The sequence below is a fragment of the Variovorax sp. TBS-050B genome (genome assembly GCF_029893635.1).
Classification (GTDB): domain Bacteria; phylum Pseudomonadota; class Gammaproteobacteria; order Burkholderiales; family Burkholderiaceae_C; genus Variovorax.
Window position 1 is genome coordinate 706,599 of sequence record NZ_JARXYR010000002.1, and the last position, 23,500, is coordinate 730,098.

Below are 23,500 nucleotides of genomic sequence, written 5' to 3' on the forward strand. Positions count from 1 at the left end.
GGCTCTCCTTCAATCCACCGGACGTTCGACGGCGAACTCGTCCTGCTTCTTCGGCTTGACGATCGCCAGCACCTTGGAGATCAGCGGCCAGAACAGCAGCACGAGCGCCAGCGTGGTGATGCCGCCGACCAGCGGGTTCGAGAACATGATCATCACGTCGCCCTGCGACACCAGCATGGCCTGGCGGAACGAGTCCTCGGCCTTGTCGCCGAGCACCAGCGCCAGCACCAGCGGCGCCAGCGGATAGTCGAGCTTCTTGAACAGGTAGCCGACCACGCCGAAGCCCAGCATGAACCAGATGTCGAGCATCGCGTTGTGCACCGTGTAGGCGCCGATGGCGCAGATCACGATGATCACCGGCGCGATGATCGAGAACGGAATGCGCAGGATCGAGGCGAACAGCGGCACCGTGCTCAGCACCACGATCAGGCCCACGATGTTGCCGAGGTACATGCTCGCGATCAGGCCCCAGACGAAGTCCTTCTGCTCGACGAACAGCAGCGGTCCGGGCTGCAGGCCCCAGATCAGCAGGCCGCCGAGCAGCACCGCCGCGGTCGGCGAGCCCGGGATGCCGAGCGCCAGCATCGGCAGCAGCGCGCTGGTGCCGGCCGCGTGCGCGGCGGTCTCGGGCGCCACCACGCCTTCGGCCTCGCCGGTGCCGAACTTCGAGCCGCGCTTCGACATCTTCTTCGCGAGGCCGTAGGCCATGAACGAGGCCGGCGTGGCGCCGCCCGGCGTGATGCCCATCCAGATGCCGATCAGCGAGCTGCGCAGCGACGTGACCCAGTACTGCGGCAGCTGCTTCCAGGTCTGCAGCACGATCTTCGGGTCGATCTTCGCGCTCTTGCCCGAGAACTTCAGGCCCTCTTCCATCGACAGCAGGATCTCGCCGATGCCGAACAGGCCGATGACCGCGATCAGGAAGTCGAAGCCGCGCATCAGCTCGGCCTGGCCGAAGGTGAGCCGCAACTGGCCGGTGACCGTGTCCATGCCCACGCTGGCGAGCGCGAAGCCGAGCGCCATCGAGCCCAGGATCTTGAACGGCGAGCCCTTGCCCATGCCCACGAAGCTGCAGAAGGTCAGCAGGTACACCGCGAAGAACTCGGGCGAGCCGAACTTGAGCGCGAACTTGGCCACCAGTGGCGCGAGGAAGGTGATCATGATCACCGCCAGCAGCGCGCCGATGAACGACGAGGTGAAGGCCGTCGTCAGCGCGGCTCCGGCATTGCCGTTCTGCGCCATCGGGTAGCCGTCGAAGGTGGTGGCCACCGACCATGGCTCGCCGGGAATGTTGAACAGGATCGAGGTGATGGCCCCGCCGAACAACGCGCCCCAGTAGATGCACGACAGCATGATGATCGCCGAGGTGGGCGACATCGTGAAGGTGAGCGGCAGCAGGATGGCCACGCCGTTGGCACCGCCCAGCCCGGGCAGCACGCCGATCAGCACGCCCAGGATGATGCCCACGAACATCAGCCCGATGTTCATGGGTGTGAGGATCACCGAGAAGCCCTGGACCAGGGCACTGATTTCATCCATTTCGCTTGTGCTCCGTGAGGTTCAGATTCAGTAGCCGAGAAAGCGGAGAGGATCGAGCGCGCCCTTGAACAGCGGCACCTTGAACCACACCTCGAACATGAAGAAGAAGAGCGTGTTCACCGCCAGCGCGGCGATCACGCTCTTCACCCACGAGTACTTGCCCAGCAGCACCATGAACAGTGCGATGTACACCGCCGATGCCACGTACAGGCCCAGGAGCGAGATGCCCAGCACGTAGACCACGGCCGGCAGCAGCACCGACAGCACGCGCTTGAGCTGCACCGAATCGACGAAGACCTCGGTGTTGCGGTCCTTGCCGAGCAGTGCCTGGTAGAGCACGCCGGCACCGGAGATCGCGATGATCACGCCGATGTAGAACGGGAAGTACCCCGAGCCGGGACCGTCGCTGGTCCAGCCGGAACCGAGCCGCTGGCTCTCGATGATGACCACCAGCCCCACGGCCAGCAGGATCAGTGCCACCACCGCCTCGACCACGTTGGTGGCTACGCCCGTGCGTGGGCCGTCGGAATTCTCGTCGTGCTCCATGGAGTCCCCATCGTTCGTTGTCTGTGTGCCGTGAAAGAACCGGAACGCGGCGCTCCGCCCGCCCCCGAAGGGACGGCGGACGCTTCAGCCCTGAACGCCGCGCGACGCTCGACTGCGACTGCTGCCTACTTGTTGCTTGCCAGGAAGCCCGCTTCGCTCATGAGCGTGCGGTGCGTGGCCTCGGCTTCGGTGAGCCACTTGCTGAAGGCGTCGCCGGTCATGAAGGTCGGGTTGAAGGCGCCCTTCTCCATGTACTCCTTCCAGTCGGGCGTGGCCGCGATCTTGGTCAGCAGGTCGACGTAGAAGGCGAGCTGGTCCGGCGTCACGCCGGCCGGCATGAAGATGCCGCGCAGCATGGTGTACTTGGTCGGCACGCCCGCTTCCTTGCAGGTGGGCACGTCGTTCCAGGACTGCGTGTCGGTCACCTTGGCCTTGAACGGCATGCGCTGGTCGTCGAACACGCACAGCGCGCGCAGCTTGCCCGCGCGCCACTGCGCCACCGCCTCGATCGGGTTGTTCACCGTCGACTGCACGTGGCCGCCCACGAGCTGCACCGCCACCTCGCCGCCGCCCTTGAACGGCACGTAGATGAACTTGGTGCCCGTGGCCTTCTCTAGCGCCACGGTGATGATCTGGTCTTCCTGCTTGGAGCCGGTGCCGGCCATCTTGAACTTGTTCGGCCCCGCCGTCTTCACCGCCGCGATGTACTCGCTCGCGGTCTTGTAGGGCTGCTCGGCGTTGGTCCACAGCACGAACTGGTCGAGCGCCATCATCGCCACCGGCGTCATGTCCTTCCAGTTGAAGGGCACGCCCGTCGCCATCGGCGTGGTGAACAGGTTCGACAGCGAGATGATGATCTTGTGCGGATCGCCCTTCGCCTCCTTCACCGCCAGGAAGCCCTCGGCACCCGCGCCGCCCGACTTGTTGACGACGATCAGCGGCTCCTTCATGAGCTTGTACTTGATGACGATGCCCTGCAGCAGCCGCGCCATCTGGTCGGCACCGCCGCCCGTGCCCGCCGGAATCACGAACTCCACCGGTTTGGTCGGCTCCCAGGCTGCGGCGGGGGTGGCCGCCGCGAGCGCCATGACGGCTGCGGCGAGGACGTTCGTCCGGCAGGTGCGGACGCGCGAAAGGAAGTTCTTCATCATTTGTCTCCTGTGTAAGGTGCGCTCTTTTTTTGTGGATCCGAGCTGCGATGCGAACAGGGCCGATGGTGCGCGCTGGAAGAACGCAGCCTGCTTGACCCTGGTCAACTTTTCCGAGAATTTCGTGTTGGGGTTAGCCCGCGCCGCTTGACGCGCGGGCACCGGGGCGGGCAGGAAAAACGCCCGCGGCGCACTGCCTGCGCCGGGCATGCAGCGGGCCGCCCGGCGGCGCTTTTTTCCTTGATCGGGGTGGAATTCGGGTAAACCCTAAAATGGCGGGAATCCCTCAACCATGCCAGCCTTCAGGAGTTTTCTTATGCCCACCCTTGACCGATCGACCGGCGCCAGCGCATTCAATGGCTTGGCCGGCGCGCTCAAGGCGCTCGCCCTCGAGGCCGGCGTGCTCATCGACGCGCTGCTGAGCCCGCGCAAGATCATCGAGGAAGTGGAGGAAATGCGCGCGCTCCAGACCCGCGCCGACCGCATCGAAGCCACCGACCCGCAGCGCGCCGCGGTGCTGCGCTGGCATGCGTCGCGCATCGGTCTGCGCTGATTCGCGGCGCTGGCGCGTCGTGAACTGGTAAAGTCGACGGCGCCCTTTTTCCCTGCTTTCGTCTTCGTAGTTCAATGGATAGAACGGGGTCCTCCTAAGACTCAGATACAGGTTCGATTCCTGTCGAAGGCACCATCCATTCCATGGCCGTTGATCGATCATTCATCGTCAACGGCTTTTTTGTTTGCGCTTCGCGGGCTAGAGCGGGCAGGCCGGGCTCGCGTACTTCGGATTGATGTTGGCGGCGCGGCAGGACCAACTGCCGTTGGTCTGACGGGTCCAGGTGATGGTGCCCGCGGGAGCGGTCTTGAGCGGCGCGCCGGCGAGATTGCCGAAAGTGGCGACGATGGTCGAGACGTCGGTAGGCGATAGGCTGACGTGCGGGACCCCGGTGCCGGCGGCAGTCCATGGAGTCGCGATCGTGGGTGCGGCATTGCCTCCCGTAGCTTGCAGATTGGAGCCTAGGGCTTGCGGGTCGCAATAGTTGGCCGTGGCCGGGTTTCCCACTGTTGTTCTGCCGTTCAGGACGCACAGTTCCACCGCGGTCTTGAGGCCGCCGGCTTCGGCGACTACGCGTTGGACGTGAGACTTGTAGACGTAGGTTTGGTACTGGAGCATCGCGACTGCAGCCAAGATGCCGATGACCGCTACGACGATCGTCAACTCGATCAACGTGAAACCCATATGCGCTCTCCACTTTTTCTTCATGGTCATGAATCCAGATTTTTCGCAATCTTACGCAACAGCATCAGCTCTGCTAACTGTCTTGCATGAGTAGTGCTATTTCGACGCACGAGCAAAGCTATCCTGGACCAAATCGTATGCCCCCCCTCCATCAATGGAACTTCCACTGCCCAACCAAACCAAGATATTATCTTTTTCATCCGCAACGAGCATTGAGGACATGCCGTACAAGTATCCTTTTTGATTCCAAATCACCGCTCCATCTTTTAGATTCCGTCGTTCCAAAAATCCGTCGTAACACCCCTCGGCTAAGCCAGCTTCGCACCGAGGATCCGCTTGAATGTGCAACTGGCGCGCAAATCTCAAATCGCTCCTGTTATTCCAGATGAATTGAGCTAATCCTCTGGCATTGCCAGTGAGCCCCATCGATCCACGCAAAGCATGCCAATCAAAATAGCGCACAAAATTCTCGTCGTAAAACCCTTCGTTCATAAAATTAAACCGAACTGGAGAGTCCACTTTTTCAAGATAATTCACACCGTAGCTAAATAGATGGAGGTCATTCTCCAACACCTCCCAGACAGTCATTCCGAAGTAACCCTCAAAAGCCGAACCGGCTAAACAGTGGCCGATGTTTGCGTACGCAAAGCGTGCACCAGGTGCAAAATCTAGGCGCACACTTGTCAATTTACTTGGAATGTATGGACACCACGGCTGTCTATCCCTGATCACCATGGCATCTTCCGTAAATTTTCGGTCGAAGCCGGCAGAATGATCAAGCAGATTTCGAATGCGGATGTCTTTGACGCGTGGATCAGAAAAAGGCCCTTGTAATCCGAGCACATCAACAAGCCGTCTATCTAACCATTTTTTGTCGTGATGAACCAACCCAATAAAGCTGACAGCCTTTGACACACTGGCCAATCGGAACCGCGTATTCTCGTCAATCTTTTTGCTCATGAAAGGTGTATCAGCCCACCCGCTTACGCAACCATGCGACTCCCCGGCAGCAGTGACAAAGACGACTTGATTCGCCGGAGACGCGAACTCCCTAGCAAGCGACTTTGTGAGCTGAGACACCCAGCTCGGAGTTCCTGAATTACATTCAGTACTCCACGCAGATAACTCCCCTTTTAATGGATACAGCCATCGACGCGCCATATTGGGCTCTGTATCCCAAAGAAGCCATGCAAAAACGGTAGCCAATCCACCAAGAGTCAATATGACTACACGGCCGAGTCTAACTCTTCCAGACATATAAAAAAAAAACGCCCTTTCGGGCGCTTTTTTGCTGCGACTGTTTTATCAGGTGGTACCCGTCTTGGCCTTGCAGCCACTCGGACGAAACTTTTCGTCGACGTCCGTGGTGCAGCCCCATGCGCCGTCGGCAGTGCGATCCCAGGTCAGCTTCTTACCCTTCACCGCAACAGCCGCGCTCGCGCCGAACTGAGCTTCAATCTTCGCCGTGTTGGCGGTGGCATCCATAGTAACGGTCAGGCCGGTTTGGGGGCCGGTGCTGCCGGTGCCGCCGGTGCCACCACCGCTGGTTTGACCGATCAGGTTGCTGTTCGTCCAGCCGAGATTGCATTGGTCAGCGGCGGTACCGATGGTGGTCTTGCCGTCCAACATGCAGGTTTCGACTGCTGTCTTGATGGAGCCGGTTTCAGACATCACGCGAGCCACTTGCGACTTGGCAACGTACGTCTGGTACTGAGGAATAGCGATCGCAGCCAGGATACCGATGATCGCCACAACGATCATCAGTTCGATCAGCGTAAAGCCGGCCTGGGCGCGGCGTGCGAAAGTGCGACGGTTCATGAGAGAAGTCCTTGGAGAAGAGAAGGTTTGAAATTCACCGGAGGATGGCCCCCGGGCGTCCATCTCTTCGCAGATCGCGTGCCAACTCGTAAACGCACTGACCTGTTCTGAGAAAGTCTTCATATCTCAAGAACCGTTGCAAATACACGACGATTTCTGTTAGTAGAAGCGACAAACATCGCCATCAACTTACAAAATTGTCACGCCAAGTGACATTTGACGGTCGGCAGTGGCGTCCAGCGGTTCGCGTGGCTGGCCACAGGGCGCTTGCCTACCAGTGCTGCTGCGTCACGAGCACCACCACACCCGCGATCGAAATGGCGCCGCCCACGATCTTTCGAAGTTTGTTCACCGTCATGTCTCAGGCTCCTTTCAACAAGCCTCGATGATCCGCCGCCCGCCACGAGAGCGGGTTTGGCAATCTTCATGGCGGGCATAGCCACCGACCGAGAGAGATGCTGGCAAACACGGTGTGTAGGCACTCGCCCACGCCCACGGACTGCGTTCTCCCGCAAGCAGCCGGCGGCCGCGCGGCCAATCTCGCGTCCAGCGCTCACTCGATGCGCCATCCGTTTCCGATTCCTCCTCACGGCGCAGCAATGCGTCGTTCGGCGCTCCGTGTCCCGGAGCGCTTTTTTTTTGGAGGGCGCCTTGCAGGCGGCGTCAGTGCGTCTCGCGCCTGAGCTGCTGCACATCCTCGTGCAGCGACTGCGCCCACGCGCGACGCGCGCGGCCGTGCGAGTCCTGCGGCTCGCCGAAGCGCACGATCGCGAGCAGCGGCGGCGCGCGCAGGGTGTTCCAGAGCGAGCTCAGCAGGTTGTCGTCGTCGATGTAGCGCGGCGCCTGGCTGGTCTCGCCGGTGGCGGCGTCGGCAAAGCGCAGGGCCGCGGGCACGATGGGCGCGCCGGAGGAGATGGCGGCCTGCAGCAGGTTGGCGTGGAAGGGCAGCAGGCCGCGGCCGTCGCTCGTGGTGCCTTCGGGGAACACGCCGATCATGTCGCCCTCGCGCAGCGCCTCGGTCATGTGGTGCACCACGCGCAGCGCGTCGCGTTGGCGCTCGCGCTCGATGTAGAGCGAGCCGGCGCCGGTGGAGAGCGTGCCGATCAGCGGCCAGTGCTTCACGCCCGCCTTGGAGACGAAGCGCACATGGCAGGCGGCGTGGATGCTCGTGATGTCGAGCCAGGAGAGGTGGTTGCAGATCAGCAGCACCGGCCCGCGCGCGGGCGGGGTGCCCTGCACCTTGAGCGTGATGCCCATGATCTGCAGCATGCGCAGCGACCATGCCTGCACGCGCGCGTTGCGCTCGGCCTGCGCGAGCCGGGGAAAAGTGAAGCGGATGGTCCACCAGCCGCGCAGCGCATGCCCGACCGCATGCAGCAGGCGCCAGCAGGCCTTCAACGAATGAAGCATCGCGTCGTGTGCGCTTTCTTTTTCTTCAGCCGTGAACCACGCGACCGGCGACCAGCGTGTGGCGCGCGCGCCCCTGCAGCGGGTAGCCCGAGAACGGCGTGTGCTTGCCCTGGCTGCGGAGCGCATCGGGCTGCACCTGCCATTCGAGCGCCGGATCGACGATGCAGAGGTCGGCCACGCCGCCCTCGGCCAGGCGTCCGATGCCGCTGCCGGCATCGGCGGCGGCGAGCAGCCGGGCGGGCGCCGCGGTGATCACCTCGATCGCGCGTGCGGTGCCCGCGCCGCTGCGCTCGCCCCACTGCAGCGCGAGCGGCAGCAGCAGTTCGAGGCCGGTGGCGCCGGGCTCGGCTTCGGCGAAGGGCAGGGTCTTGGCGTCGGCCTCGACCGGGGTGTGGTCGGAGACCAGCGCGTCGATGGTGCCGTCGGCCAGCGCCGCCGAGAGCGCGTCGCGGTCGCCCTGCTGGCGCAGCGGCGGATTGAGGCGCGCCCGGCTGTCGAAGAAACCGATGTCGGTGTCGGCGAGGTGCAGCGAATTGATGCTCACGTCGCAGGTCAGCGGCAGCCCCTGCGCCTTGGCCTCGCGCACCAGCGCGACGCCGCGGGCGCTGGAGATGCGGCACAGGTGCACGCGCGCGCCTGTGCTCTTCATGAGTTCGACGATGGTGAAGATCGCGATCGTCTCGGCCGACACCGGCACGCCCGAGAGGCCGAGCCGGGTCGCGAGCGGGCCGCTGGCGGCCACGCCCTTGCCGAGGTCGCGGTCCTGCGGCCGCAGCCACACGGTGTAGCCGAAGGTGCTCGCGTAGAGCAGCGCGCGCTGCAGCACCTGGGTGTCGGTGAGCGGCACGTCGGCCTGGCCGAAGCCGATGCAGCCGGCTTCGGTGAGCTCGGCCATCTCGGTCAGCACGCCGCCCGCGAGGCCGCGCGTGAGCGCACCGAGCGGGAACAGCCGCGCGCCCTGCAGCTTCTCGGCGCGGAACTTGAGCATCTCGACCAGGCCGGGCTCGTCGAGCACGGGGTCGGTGTCGGGCGGGCACACGAGGCTGGTCACGCCGCCCGCGATGGCCGCGGCCATTTCGCTTTCGAGCATGCCTTCGTGTTCGTAGCCGGGCTCGCGCAGGCGGGCGGCAAGATCGACGAGTCCGGGGGTGACGAGGCAGCCTGTGGCGTCGAGCGTCCGATCAGGCTGGAAGCCTGCGGGGATGCTGCTGCCGATGCCGGCGATCCGGCCGTCGGCGATGGCGATGTCGGCCTGCTTGTCGGTGCCCGAGGCGGGATCGACGATGCGGCCGTGGGTGACGAGGATGTTCATGGGACGGGCTGGAATGCGGGTTGACCGGGCGCGAAGGGCGCAGAGGGTGCGCGAAGGACGCGAAAGAAATCAAGGCAAGGTCTGGATGTTCCTTTTGCGAACTTCGCGAAACCTTCGCGCCCTTCGCGTACGGCTGTCCGGTTTCTCATGCTTCGTTTCCTGCGACGATGCTCATCACGGCCATGCGCACCGCGATGCCGAAGGTGACCTGCGGCAGGATCACGCTCTGCCTGCCGTCGACCACCGACGAGTCGATCTCGACGCCGCGGTTGATCGGCCCCGGATGCATCACGATCGCATCGGGCTTGGCGAGCTGCAGCTTCTCGGGCGTGAGGCCGTAGGTCTTGAAGAACTCCTGCGACGAGGGCAGCAGCGCGCCGCTCATGCGCTCGTTCTGCAGCCGCAGCATGATGACCACGTCGCAGTCCTTGATGCCCTCCTCGAGCGTGTGGCACACGCGCACGCCCATGCCGGCCATGTCGCCGGGCACCAGCGTCTTGGGGCCGACCACGCGCACCTCGGCGCAGCCCAGCGTGGTGAGCGCGTGGATGTCGGAGCGCGCCACGCGCGAATGCAGCACGTCGCCGACGATCGCGACCGTGAGGTTCGCGAAGTCCTTCTTGTAGTGGCGGATCGTGTACATGTCGAGCAGCCCCTGCGTGGGGTGCGCATGGCGGCCGTCGCCGGCGTTCACCACGTGCACGTGCGGCGCGACGTGCTGCGCGATCAGGTAGGGCGCGCCCGATTCGCTGTGCCGCACCACGAACAGGTCGGCCGCCATGGCGCTCAGGTTGGCGATGGTGTCGAGCAGCGATTCGCCCTTGGTGGCCGACGAGCGCGCGATGTCGAGGTTGATCACGTCGGCCGACAGGCGCTTGGCCGCGATCTCGAAGGTGGTGCGCGTGCGCGTGGAGTTCTCGAAGAAGAGGTTGAACACGCTCTTGCCGCGCAGGAGCGGCACCTTCTTGACCTCGCGGTCGCTCACGCTCGTGAAGTTGGCCGCCGTGTCGAGGATGTGGGTGACGATGTCCTTCGGCAGGCCCTCGATCGAGAGCAGATGGATGAGCTCGCCGTTCTTGTTGAGCTGGGGATTGCGCTTGTAGAGCATGGTCTTCGTGGCTTTTCTTACTTGCTTTCCTCGACCTTGAGGCTGAAGGCGCCGTCGTCCGCACGCGCCAGCGCCAGCAATTGCGAAGCCGGCAGCGAAAGCTGTGCGGCCGCGAAATCGGCCGCGACGGGCAGCTCGCGCCCGCCCCGGTCGACCAGCACGGCGAGCCGCACGCAGGCCGGGCGGCCGAAGTCGAACAGCTCGTTGAGCACCGCGCGGATCGTGCGGCCGGTGTAGAGCACGTCGTCGAGCAGCAGCACGTCGGCGCCGTTGACGTCGAAGGGCAGCGCGGTCTGCGCGCTGGCCGAGAGGCCGCGGCGCGCGAAGTCGTCGCGGTGCATGGCCGAGGAGATGACGCCGGGCGCGCCGGCGAGGCCCAGGTCCTTCTGCAGCCGCTCGACGAGCCAGGCGCCGCCGGAGGTGATGCCCACGAGGCGGGTGTCGGGGCGCATCAGCGCCTTGACGCCCGCGAGGAGCTGGGTGTAGAGCGCTTCGGCGTCGGGAATGGAAGGTGTGGGGCTCACGGAAGATTCCTCAAGAATTGCTCCAGGATGATGCAGGCGGAGGCGGCATCGGCATCGCGCGCGCCGCTCGCCAGCGCCTCGGTGGTGCTGTAGCGCTCGTCGACCTCGAACACCTGCAGGTTGAAGCGGCCGCGCAGCTGCCGCGCGAACTTCTGCGCGCGGCGGGTGTTCTCGTGCGGCGCGCCGTCGGGATGCCAGGGCACGCCGACCACGAGCGCGTCGGGCTGCCATTCGCGGATGCGGGCCTCGACCTGCGCGAAGCGGGCGTCCGCGCCCTCCGCCCTGATCGTCGCCTGCGGCGTGGCGGTGCCGAGCAGCCGGTTGCCGCTCGCGACGCCGGTGCGCTTCTGGCCGAAGTCGAAAGCCAGGAAGCTCTGGAAATGGGAAGGAACGGGAACGGGAACGGGGGACGAAGCGGAAGGGGCAGAAGCGTCTGGCATGGCAGCGGCCATCAGGCATGCCCCGCATCGGGCGAGAGCTTCCAGGCTTCGAAACCGAGCAGCATCAGCGCCTTGTCGTAGCGCTGTTCGACCGGGGTGTCGAAGATCACCGCCGGATCGGCGCTCACGGTCAGCCAGCTGTTCTCGGCCAGTTCGGACTCGAGCTGTCCCTCGCCCCAGGCCGAGTAGCCGAGCGACACCAGCACCTTGCGCGGGCCGGCGCCGGTGGCCAGGGCCTCCAGCACGTCCTTGGAGGTGGTCATTTCGAGGCCGCCCGGAATGGTCATGGTCGAGGCATAGACCGACTCGTCGGGCTTTTCGGCATGCGAGAACACCGGCTCGTGCAGCACGAAGCCGCGCTCGGTCTGGACCGGGCCGCCCTGGAACACGGGGGCATCGCCGATCTCGGGGCGCGCGAGGTGGAGCTCGATCTTCTCGAACAGCACCTTGAGGTTGATGTCGCTGGGCTTGTTGATCACCAAGCCCAGCGCGCCGCGCTCGCTGTGCTCGCAAAGGTAAACGACACTGCGGTTGAAAGTTTTGTCTTCCATCCCCGGCATCGCGATCAGGAAGTGATGCGTGAGGTTCATCGGGGCAGAATCGGCAGCCATATGCCGCCGATTTTACTGGCCGTCGACAAGATCTATCCAAAAGGGCTGATGTGGTTCCGCCGCGACCTGCGCGTGGAGGACAACGCGGCGCTCTACCACGCCCTGCGCAGCTGCCGGCAGCTGCTGTGCGTCTTCGTGTTCGACCGGCAGATCCTCGATCCGCTGCCCCGCGCCGACCGGCGGGTGGAGTTCATCCGCGAGTCGCTCGTGGCGCTGGACGCCGAGCTGCAGGCCTTCGGCGGCGGGCTGATCGTGCGGCATGCGCTCGCGGTCGAGGAGATTCCGGCGCTGGCGCACGGGCTGGAGGTGCAGGCCGTGTTCGCCAACCGCGACGACGAGCCCGATGCGCTGGCGCGCGACGCGCAGGTGCTGGGCGCGCTGGCCAACGTGGGCGTGAGCTTCCACACCTACAAGGACACCAGCGTCTTCGACCGCGACGAGGTGCTGACCAAGACCGGGCAGCCCTACACCGTGTTCACGCCCTACAAGCGCGCCTGGCTCGCGAAGCTCGACGACTTCTACCTCAAGCCCTACCCCGTGCGCGCCTACGCCGACGCGCTCGCCCCGCCGCCCGCGGCGCACCGGGCGCCGGTGCCGTCGCTGGCCGAGATCGGCTTCGAGAAGACCAACCTCTCGGAACTGGAGATACCGCCCGGCAGCGCCGGGGCCGCCGCCCTGTTCGAGGACTTCTTCCAGCGCATCGACCGCTACGACAGCGCGCGCAACTTCCCGGCGGTGCGCGGGCCCAGCTACCTGGGGGTGCACCTGCGCTTCGGCACGATCTCGGTGCGGCAGCTCGCGGGCGTGGCGCACCAGCTTTCGCTGCAGGGCAACCCGGGCGCCGCAACATGGCTCGGCGAGCTGATCTGGCGCGACTTCTACTTCCAGATCCTGGCGCACTTCCCGCACGTGCATTCGAACGGCGAATCGAAGAGCTTCCGCCCCGAGTACGACAGGATCCAGTGGCACCACGGCAAGCATGCCGACCAGCTGTTCGCGGCCTGGTGCGAGGGCCGCACCGGCTATCCGCTGGTGGACGCCGCGATGCGGCAGATCAACCAGAGCGGCTACATGCACAACCGGCTGCGCATGGTGGTGGCGAGCTTCCTCTGCAAGGACCTGGGGCTGGACTGGCGCCGCGGCGAGCGCTATTTCGCGCTGCACCTCAACGACTTCGAGCTCGCGTCGAACAACGGCGGCTGGCAATGGGCGAGCTCGAGCGGCTGCGACGCGCAGCCCTACTTCCGCATCTTCAACCCGGTGACGCAGAGCGAGCGCTTCGACCCCGAGGGCAAGTTCATCCGCCGCTACCTGCCCGAGCTCGCGGGGCTCGCGAACGGCGCGATCCATGCGCCCTGGACCGCCTCGCCCGTGGAACTCGAAGCCGCCGGCATCGAGCTCGGCAAGACCTATCCGATGCCGATCGTCGACCATGCCGAAGCACGCGAGAAGACGCTGCAGCGCTACGGCGTGGCGCGGGCGAAAGCACTGCAGAAATGAGAAAGGGCCCCGGTCGGGGCCCTTCGCTTCGGTGCGGCGTCGCCCGCGCCGTCAGGCCGCCGCGGCCATCGCAGGCTCGCTGGTATAGGCCCGCACCAGCCGCAGCAGCTCGTCTTCCGAGTAGGGCTTGCCGAGGTAGTGGTTCACGCCGAGCGTGCGCGCATAGTCGCGGTGCTTCTCGGCGATGCGCGAGGTGATCATGATGATCGGCAGGCCGGCCATCGACGCGTCGGCGCGGATGTTGCGCGCGAGGTCGAAGCCGTCCATGCGCGGCATCTCGATGTCGGACAGCACCACCGCCGGACGCTCCTGCTGCAGCCGCTCGAGCGCCTGCAGACCGTCGGCCGCGAGCGACACGCGATAGCCTTCGCGCTGCAGCAGGCGCTGCGTGACGCGGCGCACGGTGATGGAGTCGTCGACCACCAGCACCAGCGGCACCTGCGGCACCGCCGGCGCGAGCGGCGCCACCGGCTCCTGCGGCGCGCCGGCCTCGCCCGTGGCGGTCTGCTGCACGGGCGCCGCGAGCGCCGCGGCCTGGCGCTCGCGCGCCTGCTCGCCGTGCACCGCCGCGAGCGCCACCGGGTTGTAGATCAGCGCCACCGCGCCCGAAGCCAGCACCGAGATGCCCGCCAGGCCCGGCAGGCGCGCGAGCTGCGGCCCGAGGTTCTTGACCACGACTTCCTGGTTGCCGAGCACTTCGTCCACGTGCAGGCCCACGCGCTGCGCCGCGCTTCGCACGATCACCACGGTGTTGCTCTTGCCCGCGGCATGTTCGCTGCGCGAGGAGGCCTGCAGCAGCGCGCCGGCCCAGTAGAAGGGCACCTGTTCGCTGCCGAACGGATGGGTGTTGTGCAGGTAGGCGGCCTCGAGTTCGGCGGCGCTCACGCGCTGCACCAGTTCGACCAGGTTCGACGGCACGCCGATCGAGACCTCGCCGGCGCGCAGCATCACCACGTGCGTGACCGCGGTGGTGAGCGGCAGCACCAGCTTGAAGGTGGTGCCCTGCCCGCTCGTGCTGTGCGTCTCGATGCGGCCGCCGAGCGCGGCGATCTGCGCGCGCACCACGTCCATGCCGATGCCGCGGCCGGCGAGTTCCGAGACCTGCCCGGCGGTCGAGAAGCCGGGCTTGAAGATCAGTTCGGTGGCTTCTTCGGGCGACAGTTCCTGGCCCGGCGCAAGCAGGCCGAGCGTGCGGGCGCGCTCGGCGATGCGACCGTGGTCGAGGCCGGCGCCGTCGTCGCGGAAGCTCACCGAGACGTCGTTGCCTTCATGGTGCAGCTCGATCACGATCAGGCCGCTGGCCTCCTTGCCGGCGCGCTCGCGCACGTCAGCGGGCTCGATGCCGTGCGCCACGCAGTTGCGCAGCAGATGCTCGAAGGCGGGCGTCATGCGGTCGAGCACGCCGCGGTCCATTTCGATCGAGCCGCCGACGATGTCGAGCCGCACCTGCTTGCCGGTGTCCTTGGAGGCCTGGCGCACCACGCGGTAGAGGCGGTCGGAAATGCCCTCGAACTCCACCATGCGCGTGCGCAGCAGGCCGCGCTGCAGTTCGCGCGTCTGGCGCGCCTGCACGCTCAGGTCGTCTTCGGTGGCCTGCACCGTCTTCTGCAGCGTGCGCTGGACGGTCGCCACGTCGTTCACCGACTCGGCCATCATGCGCGTGAGTTCCTGCACGCGCGTGAAGCGGTCGAACTCGAGCGGGTCGAAGCTCTGCTGCGAATCCTTGGCCTGCGCCAGGCGCGACTGCATCTGGCTTTCGGCCTGCACCTCGATGTCGCGCAGCTGCTGGCGCAGGCGGTCGAGGTTGCCCGTGAGGTCGGCGAGCGAGCCGCGCAGCTGGCCGAGTTCGGCCTCCAGGCGCGAACGCGTGATGATGACCTCGCCGGTCTGCGCCACGAGGCGGTCGAGCAGCTGGGTGCGGATGCGAACCGCCTGGTTGGACGCGGCGCGCAGCGGCGCGAGCAGCGCCGGTGCCGCGCGCGGCAGCAGGGCCGGCGCGCTGGCGGGCGTGGCGTCGGCCTCGGTGGCGTCGTCCTCGTCGGCCGCGGTGGCAGCCGGCGCCTCGTCGTTGGCGGGCAACTGCGATTCGGCGGGCACCTGCACCAGCTGCACGCCCGGCGATTCGGCGGCGGCCGAGGCCACGCGCTGCGCGACTTCGGCCTGGGTCGCGTCGTCGGCGGCACGCAGGGCGTCGAAGGTGGCCTGCAGCGCATCGAGGCGCGTGAGCAGCTTCTCGATCTCGCCGCGGTCGGCCGCGCCCTGGGTGCCCAGCACCTCGATCTCGGATTCCATGCGGTGCGCCCGCTCGCCGAGGCGCATGGCGCCGGCCAGCCGGGCGCTGCCCTTGAGCGTGTGCAGCGTGCGCAGCACCGCGGCGCGCGGCGCGCCGTCGTCGGGATGGTGCGCCCACTGGCGCAGCGCCTGGCCGAGCTGGGGCAGCAGTTCCGCCGCCTCTTCCTCGAAGATCGGGAACAGGTCGATGTCGACCGCGTCGGTCACGTCGATGGCGTCTTCGGAATCGTCGAGCGCCACGTCGGCCACGCTGTCGGACGCCACCACCTGCAGCGGACGGGTCTCGACGCGCAGGGCCGCCTCGGGCGGCATGGGCGCGGCGGCGATGTCGCGCAGCGCCTGGAGCGTGCCCTCGGACGGTTCGCGCAGCAGGCCGACGGCGAACTGGTGCAGCAGGCGGCGCAGCTCGTCGGCCGCAGCCACCAGCACCAGGCCCTGCTCGCGGGTGCCGCTGCCCTGCATCTGCAGATGCTGGAGCGCGGCCTCGAACAGGCGGGCCATGCCCGAGAGGCTGTGGAAACCGACCGTGGCCGAACTGCCGGCGAGCGAATGGGCCAGCGCGATCGTCGAATCGGACAGGCGCTCGTGCGATTCGAGCGCCCATTCGCCGACGTCGGTGGCCAGTTGCCTGGACCATTCGTCGGCTTCGTTGAGATAGACGTTGTAGAGCGCGATGCCGATGCGCAGCGGGCCGATGACCTTGACCTGGTCCTCGACGCCTGCGGCGGCGTCGGCGGGCGATGCGGTCTCGAAGGGCTGGGGCGGCGTGCCTTCGTCGGCCGGCGGCTCGGCGGCCGTCGCTTCGACGGCGGGCGCCGGTTCCTCGGCGACGGCGAGCGCCGCTTCGGTCGCTTCGATCGCTTCGGCGGGTTCGGTCGCTTCGGCGTCCTGGGCCTCCTGGGCCGCCTCGGCTTCGTCGGCTTCGTCGGCCTCGGCGACCGCGGCCTGGTCGGGCTCGACCAGCAGGGCTGCCGTGGCCACCGGCGCTTCTTCGGCCGGCGTCTCGACGGCGGGCGGCGCGGGCTCGTCGGCCGCTGCAGCGGGAGGCTGGACCGCCCATTCGAGATCGGGCAACGCGAGGACCGGCAGTTCGGCCGGCGCGGACGCCGGGGCCGGCGCCTCGACCGCCACGGGCTCGGACGGCGCCGGGGGCTGCGACGGCGTGGCGGGCGGCGCGAAATCGAATGCCTCGCCAAGCGCCAGGTCGTCGAGCGGTTCAGGCTCGGGCGCGGGCTTGGCGTCGAAGTCGAGGAAGTCGGTGGAGGCGAAATCGTCGTCGCTCTCGACCTTGGCGGTCGGCTCGGGGATCTCGGCGGGGAAAGCGAAGTCCGCCGCGGGCACCGGCTCCGGCGATGCCGGCGCCGCCACCGGCGCTGCGGGCTCGAGCGAGAGGTCCGGCAGTTCGGGGAGCTCGGGCATCGCGAGCGGCGCGGCCGCGGGCTCTGCCGGCTCCGCGGCGATCTGGCGCGCGGCCACCGCGAGCGCATCCGCGTCGGAGACCCAGGTGGATGCCATCGGCATCGGTTCGCCGGCCAGCAGCGCGTTGGCCACGCGGCTGAAGTGCCCCGACTGCCAGCCGTGCGGCGTGCCGTTCGCGATCGCCTCGACCCACTGGCTGAACTCCTCGAGCGCCTTGCGCGTGCCCGCGAGCAGGTCGGGCGTGGCGGCGCGCTGGTCGGCCAGCCAGGTGTTGAGCACCTGTTCGAAGGACCAGGCGGCGTCGCCGAAGTCGGACAGGCCGACCATGCGCGAGCTGCCCTTCAGCGTGTGGAAGGCGCGCCGCAGGATCGTGAGTTCCTCGGTGTCGTCGGGATGGCTGCCGAGCTCGTCGATCGCGGCCAGGCCGTTCTGCACCACCTCGCGCGCCTCTTCGAGGAAGATGTTCTGCAGGTCGTCTTCTTCGAGTTCGGTGACTTCGGTGTCGGGCAAGGCGGCGGGACCCGCGATCTTCTGGGTCCAGCTGTCGGCCTTGCGGCTGAATTCCTCGATCGGCGAGGCCTTGGCCTTGCGGTTGGGCGTGGCGAGCGCGGCGAGCTTCGAGGCGATCTGGGCATCGACTTCCTCGATGCTCAGCACCGGCTCCGCGCCGGCGGCCGCGCCCGGTGCCGCGGCATCCGCGGCGGCGCTGTCGGTGGCCTGCCGGCCCATGAGCGGCTTGAGCTCGCCGGCCTCGGCGTCGAACACGAAGAGGCGCTTCGCCAGCGCCGGCTGGTAGCCGAGCATGTCGATCAGGAAACCCAGCGCGCCGAGGTTGTTGCCGAGCGCATCGAAGCTCTGCATTTCCTCCAGCGGCGAGGCGTTGCCCACGAGCATCTGCTCGACGTCGTCGCGCATGCGCTGCACGGTGTTCGCGGCCTGGTCGAGGCCGAGCACCGAGAACACGCCGCGCATCTGCAGCAGCTGGCTCGGCACGGTGCGCAGCAGCGCCTTCTCGGCCGGGCGGCGGAAGTACTGGTCGAGCGATTTCTCGAGTTCGCTCAGGTGGCTGCGCAGCTCGTCGACCACGGTGCCCATGGTCTGGCGGTCGCTGACGCGGCGGTACAGGTCCTCCATCCAGGGCTCGAGCGGCTCCGAATGGCCGCCTTCGCGCACGCGTTCAATGCGGCCGGCGAGCTGCAGCGTGCGCGCGGTGAGCTGCGGATCGCTCGGGTCCAGGTCTTCGAGGGCGGCTTCGAGGTAGAGCACCGAGGTGGCGACTTCCATCGCGAGCTCGGTGTCGGGCGGCTGGCCGGAGCGCACCGAGGCCTCGACCGCATGCGTGAGCGCCTGCACCATCGGCAGGCTCGGCGGATGCAGCTTCTGCAGCGATTCGCCGAGCTGCGCGAAGGTGTCGGCCACCTGGCGCGTGCGCGTGATGTCACCGCCCGAAAGCGCCGACCACATTTCCTTGGCGGTCTCGATGCGCTTGCGCGCCTGCGCGAGCACCAGCGGATCGAAGCGGCCGAACTGCTCGACGGTGTAGTCGACGTACTGCTCGCCCGCGACGCCCCAGGCGGCGCGGACGGTGCGCAGGGTGGCGGCCTCCTGCTGCGCGCCGGGCACGGCCTGGGCGCAGAAGAAGAGCAGGTCCTGGCCGAGCCGGTCGGAGACGGTGCTGTCGCCGCGGGCCAGCGTGGCGTATTGCAGCAGCACGCGCGATGCGGCGCGCTTGACGTAGGTGTCGGCGGGAATCAGCGCCAGCGCGAGCCCTTCGAAGAAGGCCGCGGCCAGCGTCCAGAAGCTCGCGACGCGCGGCAGCAGCGCACCGCGCCCGAGCCCCAGGCACACCGCATGGAGCCGCCGCGCGGCCTGCGGATCGCCGCTCTTCACGAGCTGCAGCACTTCGCGGTCCAGCCGCGACCGCACGCCCGGATCGGGCGCCAGCGCGGCCTGCGTCAGCGCCGGACGGACTTCGACCCAGCGCCAGGCCACGCTCCAGAGGTCGGCCGGATGGACGCGCTCGTTGCCCACCAGTTCGAGCACGTCGCGGTACTGCGGGAACAGCGCGACCGACGAGACCGGCTTGCCGGCCAGCACCGCGTTCAGGAAGTCGATGACGGCGAAGCCCGCGCGCTCGATCTTCTGGACCGCGCTGTCGGTGCAGCGCTGCGGTTCGGCGATGAAGCCCTGCACCGCGAATTCGACGGCGCCGAGCACCAGCGCGGGGGCGTTGTTGCCCACCATCTGCAGCGCGCCCACGGACTGGTGCAGCTGCTGGCGGGCCATCTGCAGCGGACCGCTTTCGAGTTCCGGCGCACTGCCCGTTTCGCGCACGAAGCGCCGCAGGGACTTGCCGACGCTGTCGATGGATTTCTGGATCTCGCCCAGGACCCAGGCCAGCGGCCCGAGGTCTTCATTGGCCGGCACGTTGCCAGCGAGTGGGGCCGTGGCAGGGGTTGGAGTCGACACGTTGGGTGCTCGCCGTTCTTTGATCTGTCAGTTTTCCATTGGACGCCTGGCGCCCCGAATATTCCAAGCCGCTGCCGAGAGGGGCATCATCACGCGATCTTGAAGCGGGCGACGGACCGGCGCAGTTCCTCGGCCATCTGCGAGAGCTCGCGCACCTGCTGGGCCGTGGTGCGGGTGCCCTCTCCGGTCTGCTCGGTCACCGCGAAGATGTGCTGGATGTTGGCCGCCACCACGTTGGCCGAATCGGCTTCGCGGGAGGCGGACTGCGAGATCTGCTCGATCAGGTCTGCAAGCCGGCGCGACACGCGGTCGATCTCGGACAGTGCGGTACCGGCATTGTCGGACAGCTTGGCCCCTTCGACCACACCCTGCGTGGAACGCTCCATGGCGCCCACCGCATCCTGCGTGTCGGTCTGAATCGCCTTCACCAGCGCCGAGATCTGGCGCGTCGCGTCGGCCGAACGTTCGGCCAGCCGCTGCACTTCTTCCGCCACCACCGAGAAGCCGCGGCCCGCCTCGCCGGCCGATGCGGCCTGGATGGCGGCGTTCAGCGCCAGCACGTTGGTCTGCTCGGTAATGTCCGAGATCAGCTCGGTGATTTCGCCGATCTCCTGCGAGGATTCGCCCAGGCGCTTGATCCGCTTGGAGGTTTCCTGGATCTGGTCGCGGATGGCGTTCATGCCGCCGATGGCGTTCTGCACGGCCTGCAGGCCCGAGGAAGCAGCCTGCAGCGACTGGCGCGCCACCGTGGCCGATTCCTGCGCCTGCGAGGACACGCCGTTGATTCGCTCGGCCATCGTGAGCACCGACTGGCCGGTTTCGCGGATCTCGCGCAGCTGCTCGGTCGAGGCCGCCAGCAGTTCGGTGGAGGTGCTTTCCACCTGCGACGTCGTCTGCGCCACGCGGGTGGCCGTGTTCTGCACGTTGCCCACCAGCAGGCGCAGTTCTTCCACCGTGTAGTTCACCGAGTCGGCGATGGCGCCGGTGATGTCCTCGGTCACGGTCGCTTCCTGCGTCAGGTCGCCTTCGGCCACCGTCTGCAGTTCGTTCATGAGCCGAAGAATGGCGGCCTGGTTGGCGTTGTTGATGCGGCTGGCCTCCTCGCTGGCCTGCTCGGCCGCGAGACGCTCGCGCTCGGCGACGGCGGCGCGTTCGCGGCCTTCGCGCACCTGCACGTAGCCGATGGCGCCGGCGAGCGCCAGGGCGGCGAGCGACAGCACGAACAGCATCACGATCGTTCCGGCGCCCAGGCCGGTGCGCGCCGAGAGCTTGTCCTGCAGCTCGCCGAGCGCCTTGCGCAGCGGCTCGCTGTCGGTCAGGATCGATGCCTGCGCCTCGCGCGCGGCCACCAGGCCCTGCAGGTTGCCCAGAATCGCGGAGGCCTGCGTGCGCATCTGCTCGTAGGTCTTCAGGATGGCTTCGAGCTGCTGGCGCGTCTGCGCATCGCGCGAACCGGGGAAGCGCTGCTGCGCATTGCCGTCGAGCAGGCCGCGCGCGGTTTCCTGGAAGGTGTTCAGGTCCTTGCCGAGCAGGAACACGGCGTCGGGGTTCACGCCTTCGACCGTGAAGAATTCGTTGGTCGACTTGCCGATGCGCTGGGTCAGCATCACGAGCTGGCCGGCGGCGGAGATTTCGGGCAGCGTGGCGTTCTGCTGCATCTTCAGCGAGGCCACGGTCTCGGTCATCTCGAGCAGCGCGGACGACTGCTGGTTGATGTCGCGCAGTGCGGCGCCCACCTGCGTCAGGATCTGGCGCTGCGCGAGCACGACCTTGGCGCTGGCGTCGGCCCGCGTGACCAGCGGGTTGATCTTGGCCATGTCCTCGTCGTACTGGTTGCCCACGCGTTCGAGGCGCAGGGCGTCGTCGCCGTTGGTCAGGCCCTGCACGCGGCGCGTGAGGTCGTCGGCGGCGTCCTTCACTTCGACGAAGGCGGGCGCACTGCCCACAAGGGCCTGGGAGATCGACTTGGCGAGGCGCTGCGACTGCATCAGCGACTGGCCGGTGGCGGCCACCTGCTGCGCGAGGCGCTCGGCGCGAAGGATGGCGGAACCGGCCACGAGCAACAGCAGCAGCACCACCAGCGCCAGCATGATCGCCAGGATCCGCTGCTGGCGTGCCTGGCTCGATCCGGCCTTGCCGCCCGCGCCCTGGAGCGCGGTGGTTTCGCCCGAGGCGGCATCGGCCTCGTTGGCCGCTTCGCCACCGACCAGCGGTCCGGGGTCGGCGAAGCCGGTGTTCGCGGGCGCGGCGCTGCCCTTCTTGCGATCGAGGCGCACGGTCTTTTCGTCCAGGCCCTGGATCGTGTCGACGTTGTCGAGCGACAAGGTGGAACCGGAGCCGTCGACGCGGGCCTTGTCGTTGCCGCTGTTCGCGGGCAGTAATTTCTTGAACTTGTCGGCGATCGAGCTCACGGTCGGTCCTTCGGTGGTTGTCTTAGGCGCCGTGCAGGGCACTGGCGCCGATACTCAGAAACTGGGGTTGCTGCGAGAGGGCCTGCAGGTTGACTTCCTGCCAGCGCTCACCCGCCGCATCGGTGTACAGATGCCCGAACCAGGCCGGCGCGTCGGCGCCCGGCGGCTCCGCGGCCGCGAAGGCCTCGGCACCGCGCAACCCCGCCAGTCGATCGACCAGCAATGCGCAGTTGACTTCGAGCAGCTCGTTGAAGGCAACGAGCCGCGATTGCATGCGGGCTGCCTCCGTGCCGGCCACCGCGCCCGCGGTGCCGGCGGCGAAGCCCGCCAGGTGCACCACGCCGTAGAGGCCGCCGCGCAGGTTGGCGACGCCGAGGAACCAGGGCTCCGTGTAGGGCACCGGCTGAGGTGGCGTCCAGGGGAAGATCTCGCCTGCGTGGCCGAGGGGAAAAAGGTACTTGCCCTCGCCCGCCTCCACCGCGAGCCAGGTGGCCGCGATGCCGGTCGTGCGCGCCGCCTGCAGGCGGCTCGCCAGCCGGGACTGGAAGGCTCGGAGAGCGTCGCGATTCGCCATGGACTGGGCAGGTCCGCGCTCAGGCCAGCGCGCTGATCTTGGACATCAGCTCGGCCGCGTTGACGGGCTTCACGATGTAGTCGCGCGCGCCCTGGCGCATGCCCCAGACGCGATCGGTCTCCTGGTTCTTGCTGGTGCACAGGATGATCGGGATCGCGGCGTACTGCGGGTCGCGGGCGATGGCGCGCGTGAGCTGGAAGCCGTTCTGGCCGGGCATGACCACGTCCATGAGGATCAGGTCGGGCTGGTCTTCCTCGAGGCGGCGCATCGCGTCTTCGGCGTTCTCGGCCGTCTTGACGGCGAAGCCGTTCTTCTGGAGCAGGTCGGAGAGGAACACCAGTTCCGTCTTGGAGTCGTCGACGACGAGGATTTTTCGAATGGGCATCACTGCACTTCCTGTTGAACGTTGCCGAACTGCTGTACGGCCTGCAGCAGCTGGTCTTTGGTGAAGGGTTTGGTCAGGTAGTCCTGCGACCCGACCATGCGGCCGCGGGCCTTGTCGAAAACACCGTCCTTCGAGGACAACATCACGACCGGCACATTGGAGAAACGCGCATTGCGCTTGATGATGGCGCAGGTCTGGTAGCCGTCGAGGCGCGGCATCAGGATGTCGCAGAAAATCAGATGCGGCTTGTGGTCGTTGACCTTGGAGAGCGCGTCGAAGCCGTCCTCCGCAAGAAGAACCTCATGCCCGCCCTGCTTCAGAAATATTTCGGCACTGCGCCGGATCGTATTGCTGTCGTCGATGACAAGCACCTTGTAACCTGATCCATTCGGCCCCATTGCGCACACTCCTGCTGATGAGACTTGGATGCCCGCCGCGCCGTACATCGGCGCAGAACCGCGTAGCCCTATGCCATGCTCTAGATTTCAACCATTTCGAAGTCTTCCTTGCGTGCACCGCACTCCGGACAGGTCCAGTTCATCGGAACATCGGCCCAGGCCGTGCCTGCCGCGATGCCATCTTCCGGCACACCAACCGCTTCGTCATAGATCCACCCACAAATCAGGCACATCCAAGTTTTCGTATTCATCGGAGCTTAAAGTCCTTGTTCATTAAATGCAACGAGTGTATCTATGCGTATCTCACTCGCAGACTGTAAACGTCGCGCTTATGCCACCATCGAGGCGCACCCCACCGG

Annotated in this window: 20 protein-coding genes and 1 tRNA gene; 3 read left to right on the plus strand and 18 right to left on the minus strand. The window is 67.0% G+C overall.

The window, feature by feature from the left end; genetic code table 11:
• Positions 1-9: 9 nt before the first annotated feature.
• The 3 genes from M2165_RS06315 to M2165_RS06325 all read right to left on the minus strand — a co-directional run bounded on the left by M2165_RS06315 (position 10) and on the right by M2165_RS06325 (position 3,236).
• Positions 10-1,539: a tripartite tricarboxylate transporter permease gene (locus M2165_RS06315; protein ID WP_280813822.1), complete on the minus strand. Its 1,530-nt coding sequence runs from the start codon at positions 1,537-1,539 to the stop codon at positions 10-12.
• Between the two features lie 27 nt (positions 1,540-1,566).
• A complete protein-coding gene (locus M2165_RS06320) occupies positions 1,567-2,085 on the minus strand; it encodes a tripartite tricarboxylate transporter TctB family protein (protein WP_280813823.1) in 519 nt (172 codons plus the stop codon).
• A gap of 125 nt (positions 2,086-2,210) precedes the next feature.
• Positions 2,211-3,236, minus strand: coding sequence for a tripartite tricarboxylate transporter substrate-binding protein (locus M2165_RS06325; protein ID WP_280813824.1), 1,026 nt, complete (start codon positions 3,234-3,236; stop codon positions 2,211-2,213).
• Positions 3,237-3,549: 313 nt separating this feature from the next.
• Here M2165_RS06325 and M2165_RS06330 point away from each other — a divergent pair, with 313 nt between their 5' ends.
• Positions 3,550-3,786, plus strand: a complete 237-nt coding sequence (locus tag M2165_RS06330) for a hypothetical protein (RefSeq protein WP_280813825.1) — start codon at positions 3,550-3,552, stop codon at positions 3,784-3,786.
• A 60-nt stretch (positions 3,787-3,846) separates the two neighbouring features.
• Positions 3,847-3,921, plus strand: a tRNA-Arg gene (locus M2165_RS06335).
• A 63-nt stretch (positions 3,922-3,984) separates the two neighbouring features.
• Here the strand turns inward: M2165_RS06335 and M2165_RS06340 are convergent.
• From M2165_RS06340 to M2165_RS06380, 9 genes are all read right to left on the minus strand, one after another.
• Positions 3,985-4,500 (minus strand): pilin, encoded by a 516-nt coding sequence (locus M2165_RS06340; protein WP_280813826.1) that lies wholly within the window; start codon positions 4,498-4,500, stop codon positions 3,985-3,987.
• Between the two features lie 66 nt (positions 4,501-4,566).
• Complete coding sequence (locus M2165_RS06345; RefSeq protein WP_348541044.1) at positions 4,567-5,727, minus strand: serine hydrolase domain-containing protein; 1,161 nt, start codon at positions 5,725-5,727, stop codon at positions 4,567-4,569.
• A 48-nt stretch (positions 5,728-5,775) separates the two neighbouring features.
• On the minus strand, positions 5,776-6,288 hold the full coding sequence (locus M2165_RS06350) for a pilin (RefSeq protein WP_280813828.1): 513 nt from the start codon (positions 6,286-6,288) through the stop codon (positions 5,776-5,778).
• A gap of 663 nt (positions 6,289-6,951) precedes the next feature.
• On the minus strand, positions 6,952-7,698 hold the full coding sequence (locus M2165_RS06355; RefSeq protein WP_280813829.1) for a lysophospholipid acyltransferase family protein: 747 nt from the start codon (positions 7,696-7,698) through the stop codon (positions 6,952-6,954).
• 25 nt (positions 7,699-7,723) lie between these two features.
• A complete protein-coding gene (locus tag M2165_RS06360) occupies positions 7,724-9,010 on the minus strand; it encodes a dihydroorotase (protein ID WP_280813830.1) in 1,287 nt (428 codons plus the stop codon).
• Between the two features lie 145 nt (positions 9,011-9,155).
• Positions 9,156-10,118 (minus strand): aspartate carbamoyltransferase catalytic subunit, encoded by a 963-nt coding sequence (locus M2165_RS06365; RefSeq protein WP_280813831.1) that lies wholly within the window; start codon positions 10,116-10,118, stop codon positions 9,156-9,158.
• A gap of 17 nt (positions 10,119-10,135) precedes the next feature.
• Entirely contained in the window at positions 10,136-10,642 is a 507-nt protein-coding gene (gene pyrR, locus M2165_RS06370; protein ID WP_280813833.1) for a bifunctional pyr operon transcriptional regulator/uracil phosphoribosyltransferase PyrR, read from the minus strand.
• The gene (gene ruvX, locus M2165_RS06375) at positions 10,639-11,094 is read right to left on the minus strand and encodes a Holliday junction resolvase RuvX (protein ID WP_280813834.1); all 456 of its coding nucleotides are present in this window, start codon (positions 11,092-11,094) and stop codon (positions 10,639-10,641) included. Before ruvX ends, pyrR begins: the two co-directional genes overlap by 4 nt.
• The gene (locus tag M2165_RS06380; protein ID WP_280813836.1) at positions 11,094-11,693 is read right to left on the minus strand and encodes a YqgE/AlgH family protein; all 600 of its coding nucleotides are present in this window, start codon (positions 11,691-11,693) and stop codon (positions 11,094-11,096) included. Before M2165_RS06380 ends, ruvX begins: the two co-directional genes overlap by 1 nt.
• On the opposite strand from M2165_RS06380, the gene M2165_RS06385 reads away from it, so the two are divergent.
• Complete coding sequence (locus tag M2165_RS06385; RefSeq protein ID WP_280813837.1) at positions 11,694-13,193, plus strand: deoxyribodipyrimidine photo-lyase; 1,500 nt, start codon at positions 11,694-11,696, stop codon at positions 13,191-13,193. It begins immediately after the preceding gene.
• A 51-nt stretch (positions 13,194-13,244) separates the two neighbouring features.
• Here the strand turns inward: M2165_RS06385 and M2165_RS06390 are convergent, their stop codons facing one another.
• The 6 genes from M2165_RS06390 to M2165_RS06415 form a co-directional block, all read right to left on the minus strand.
• Positions 13,245-19,373, minus strand: a complete 6,129-nt coding sequence (locus M2165_RS06390) for an Hpt domain-containing protein (protein ID WP_280813838.1) — start codon at positions 19,371-19,373, stop codon at positions 13,245-13,247.
• An 89-nt stretch (positions 19,374-19,462) separates the two neighbouring features.
• On the minus strand, positions 19,463-21,784 hold the full coding sequence (locus M2165_RS06395) for a methyl-accepting chemotaxis protein (protein ID WP_280813840.1): 2,322 nt from the start codon (positions 21,782-21,784) through the stop codon (positions 19,463-19,465).
• Positions 21,785-21,806: 22 nt separating this feature from the next.
• Positions 21,807-22,358 (minus strand): chemotaxis protein CheW, encoded by a 552-nt coding sequence (locus M2165_RS06400; protein ID WP_280813841.1) that lies wholly within the window; start codon positions 22,356-22,358, stop codon positions 21,807-21,809.
• Positions 22,359-22,377: 19 nt separating this feature from the next.
• Positions 22,378-22,743, minus strand: a complete 366-nt coding sequence (locus tag M2165_RS06405; protein WP_015867389.1) for a response regulator — start codon at positions 22,741-22,743, stop codon at positions 22,378-22,380.
• On the minus strand, positions 22,743-23,141 hold the full coding sequence (locus tag M2165_RS06410; protein ID WP_280813842.1) for a response regulator: 399 nt from the start codon (positions 23,139-23,141) through the stop codon (positions 22,743-22,745). The genes M2165_RS06405 and M2165_RS06410 overlap by 1 nt, the downstream gene beginning before the upstream one ends.
• 80 nt (positions 23,142-23,221) lie before the next feature.
• Positions 23,222-23,392, minus strand: coding sequence for a rubredoxin (locus tag M2165_RS06415; RefSeq protein ID WP_007838397.1), 171 nt, complete (start codon positions 23,390-23,392; stop codon positions 23,222-23,224).
• Positions 23,393-23,500: the final 108 nt, after the last annotated feature.

Excerpts from the sequence above, each read along its gene's own strand:
- M2165_RS06315 (WP_280813822.1), bottom strand. The coding sequence starts at position 1,539 with ATGGATGAAATCAGTGCCCTGGTCCAGGGCTTCTCGGTGATCCTCACA.
- M2165_RS06320 (WP_280813823.1), bottom strand. The coding sequence starts at position 2,085 with ATGGAGCACGACGAGAATTCCGACGGCCCACGCACGGGCGTAGCCACC.
- M2165_RS06325 (WP_280813824.1), bottom strand. The coding sequence starts at position 3,236 with ATGATGAAGAACTTCCTTTCGCGCGTCCGCACCTGCCGGACGAACGTC.
- M2165_RS06330 (WP_280813825.1), top strand. The coding sequence starts at position 3,550 with ATGCCCACCCTTGACCGATCGACCGGCGCCAGCGCATTCAATGGCTTG.
- M2165_RS06340 (WP_280813826.1), bottom strand. The coding sequence starts at position 4,500 with ATGACCATGAAGAAAAAGTGGAGAGCGCATATGGGTTTCACGTTGATC.
- M2165_RS06345 (WP_348541044.1), bottom strand. The coding sequence starts at position 5,727 with ATGTCTGGAAGAGTTAGACTCGGCCGTGTAGTCATATTGACTCTTGGT.
- M2165_RS06350 (WP_280813828.1), bottom strand. The coding sequence starts at position 6,288 with ATGAACCGTCGCACTTTCGCACGCCGCGCCCAGGCCGGCTTTACGCTG.
- M2165_RS06355 (WP_280813829.1), bottom strand. The coding sequence starts at position 7,698 with ATGCTTCATTCGTTGAAGGCCTGCTGGCGCCTGCTGCATGCGGTCGGG.
- M2165_RS06360 (WP_280813830.1), bottom strand. The coding sequence starts at position 9,010 with ATGAACATCCTCGTCACCCACGGCCGCATCGTCGATCCCGCCTCGGGC.
- M2165_RS06365 (WP_280813831.1), bottom strand. The coding sequence starts at position 10,118 with ATGCTCTACAAGCGCAATCCCCAGCTCAACAAGAACGGCGAGCTCATC.
- ruvX (WP_280813834.1), bottom strand. The coding sequence starts at position 11,094 with ATGGCCGCTGCCATGCCAGACGCTTCTGCCCCTTCCGCTTCGTCCCCC.
- M2165_RS06380 (WP_280813836.1), bottom strand. The coding sequence starts at position 11,693 with ATGGCTGCCGATTCTGCCCCGATGAACCTCACGCATCACTTCCTGATC.
- M2165_RS06385 (WP_280813837.1), top strand. The coding sequence starts at position 11,694 with ATGCCGCCGATTTTACTGGCCGTCGACAAGATCTATCCAAAAGGGCTG.
- M2165_RS06400 (WP_280813841.1), bottom strand. The coding sequence starts at position 22,358 with ATGGCGAATCGCGACGCTCTCCGAGCCTTCCAGTCCCGGCTGGCGAGC.
- M2165_RS06405 (WP_015867389.1), bottom strand. The coding sequence starts at position 22,743 with ATGCCCATTCGAAAAATCCTCGTCGTCGACGACTCCAAGACGGAACTG.
- M2165_RS06410 (WP_280813842.1), bottom strand. The coding sequence starts at position 23,141 with ATGGGGCCGAATGGATCAGGTTACAAGGTGCTTGTCATCGACGACAGC.
- M2165_RS06415 (WP_007838397.1), bottom strand. The coding sequence starts at position 23,392 with ATGAATACGAAAACTTGGATGTGCCTGATTTGTGGGTGGATCTATGAC.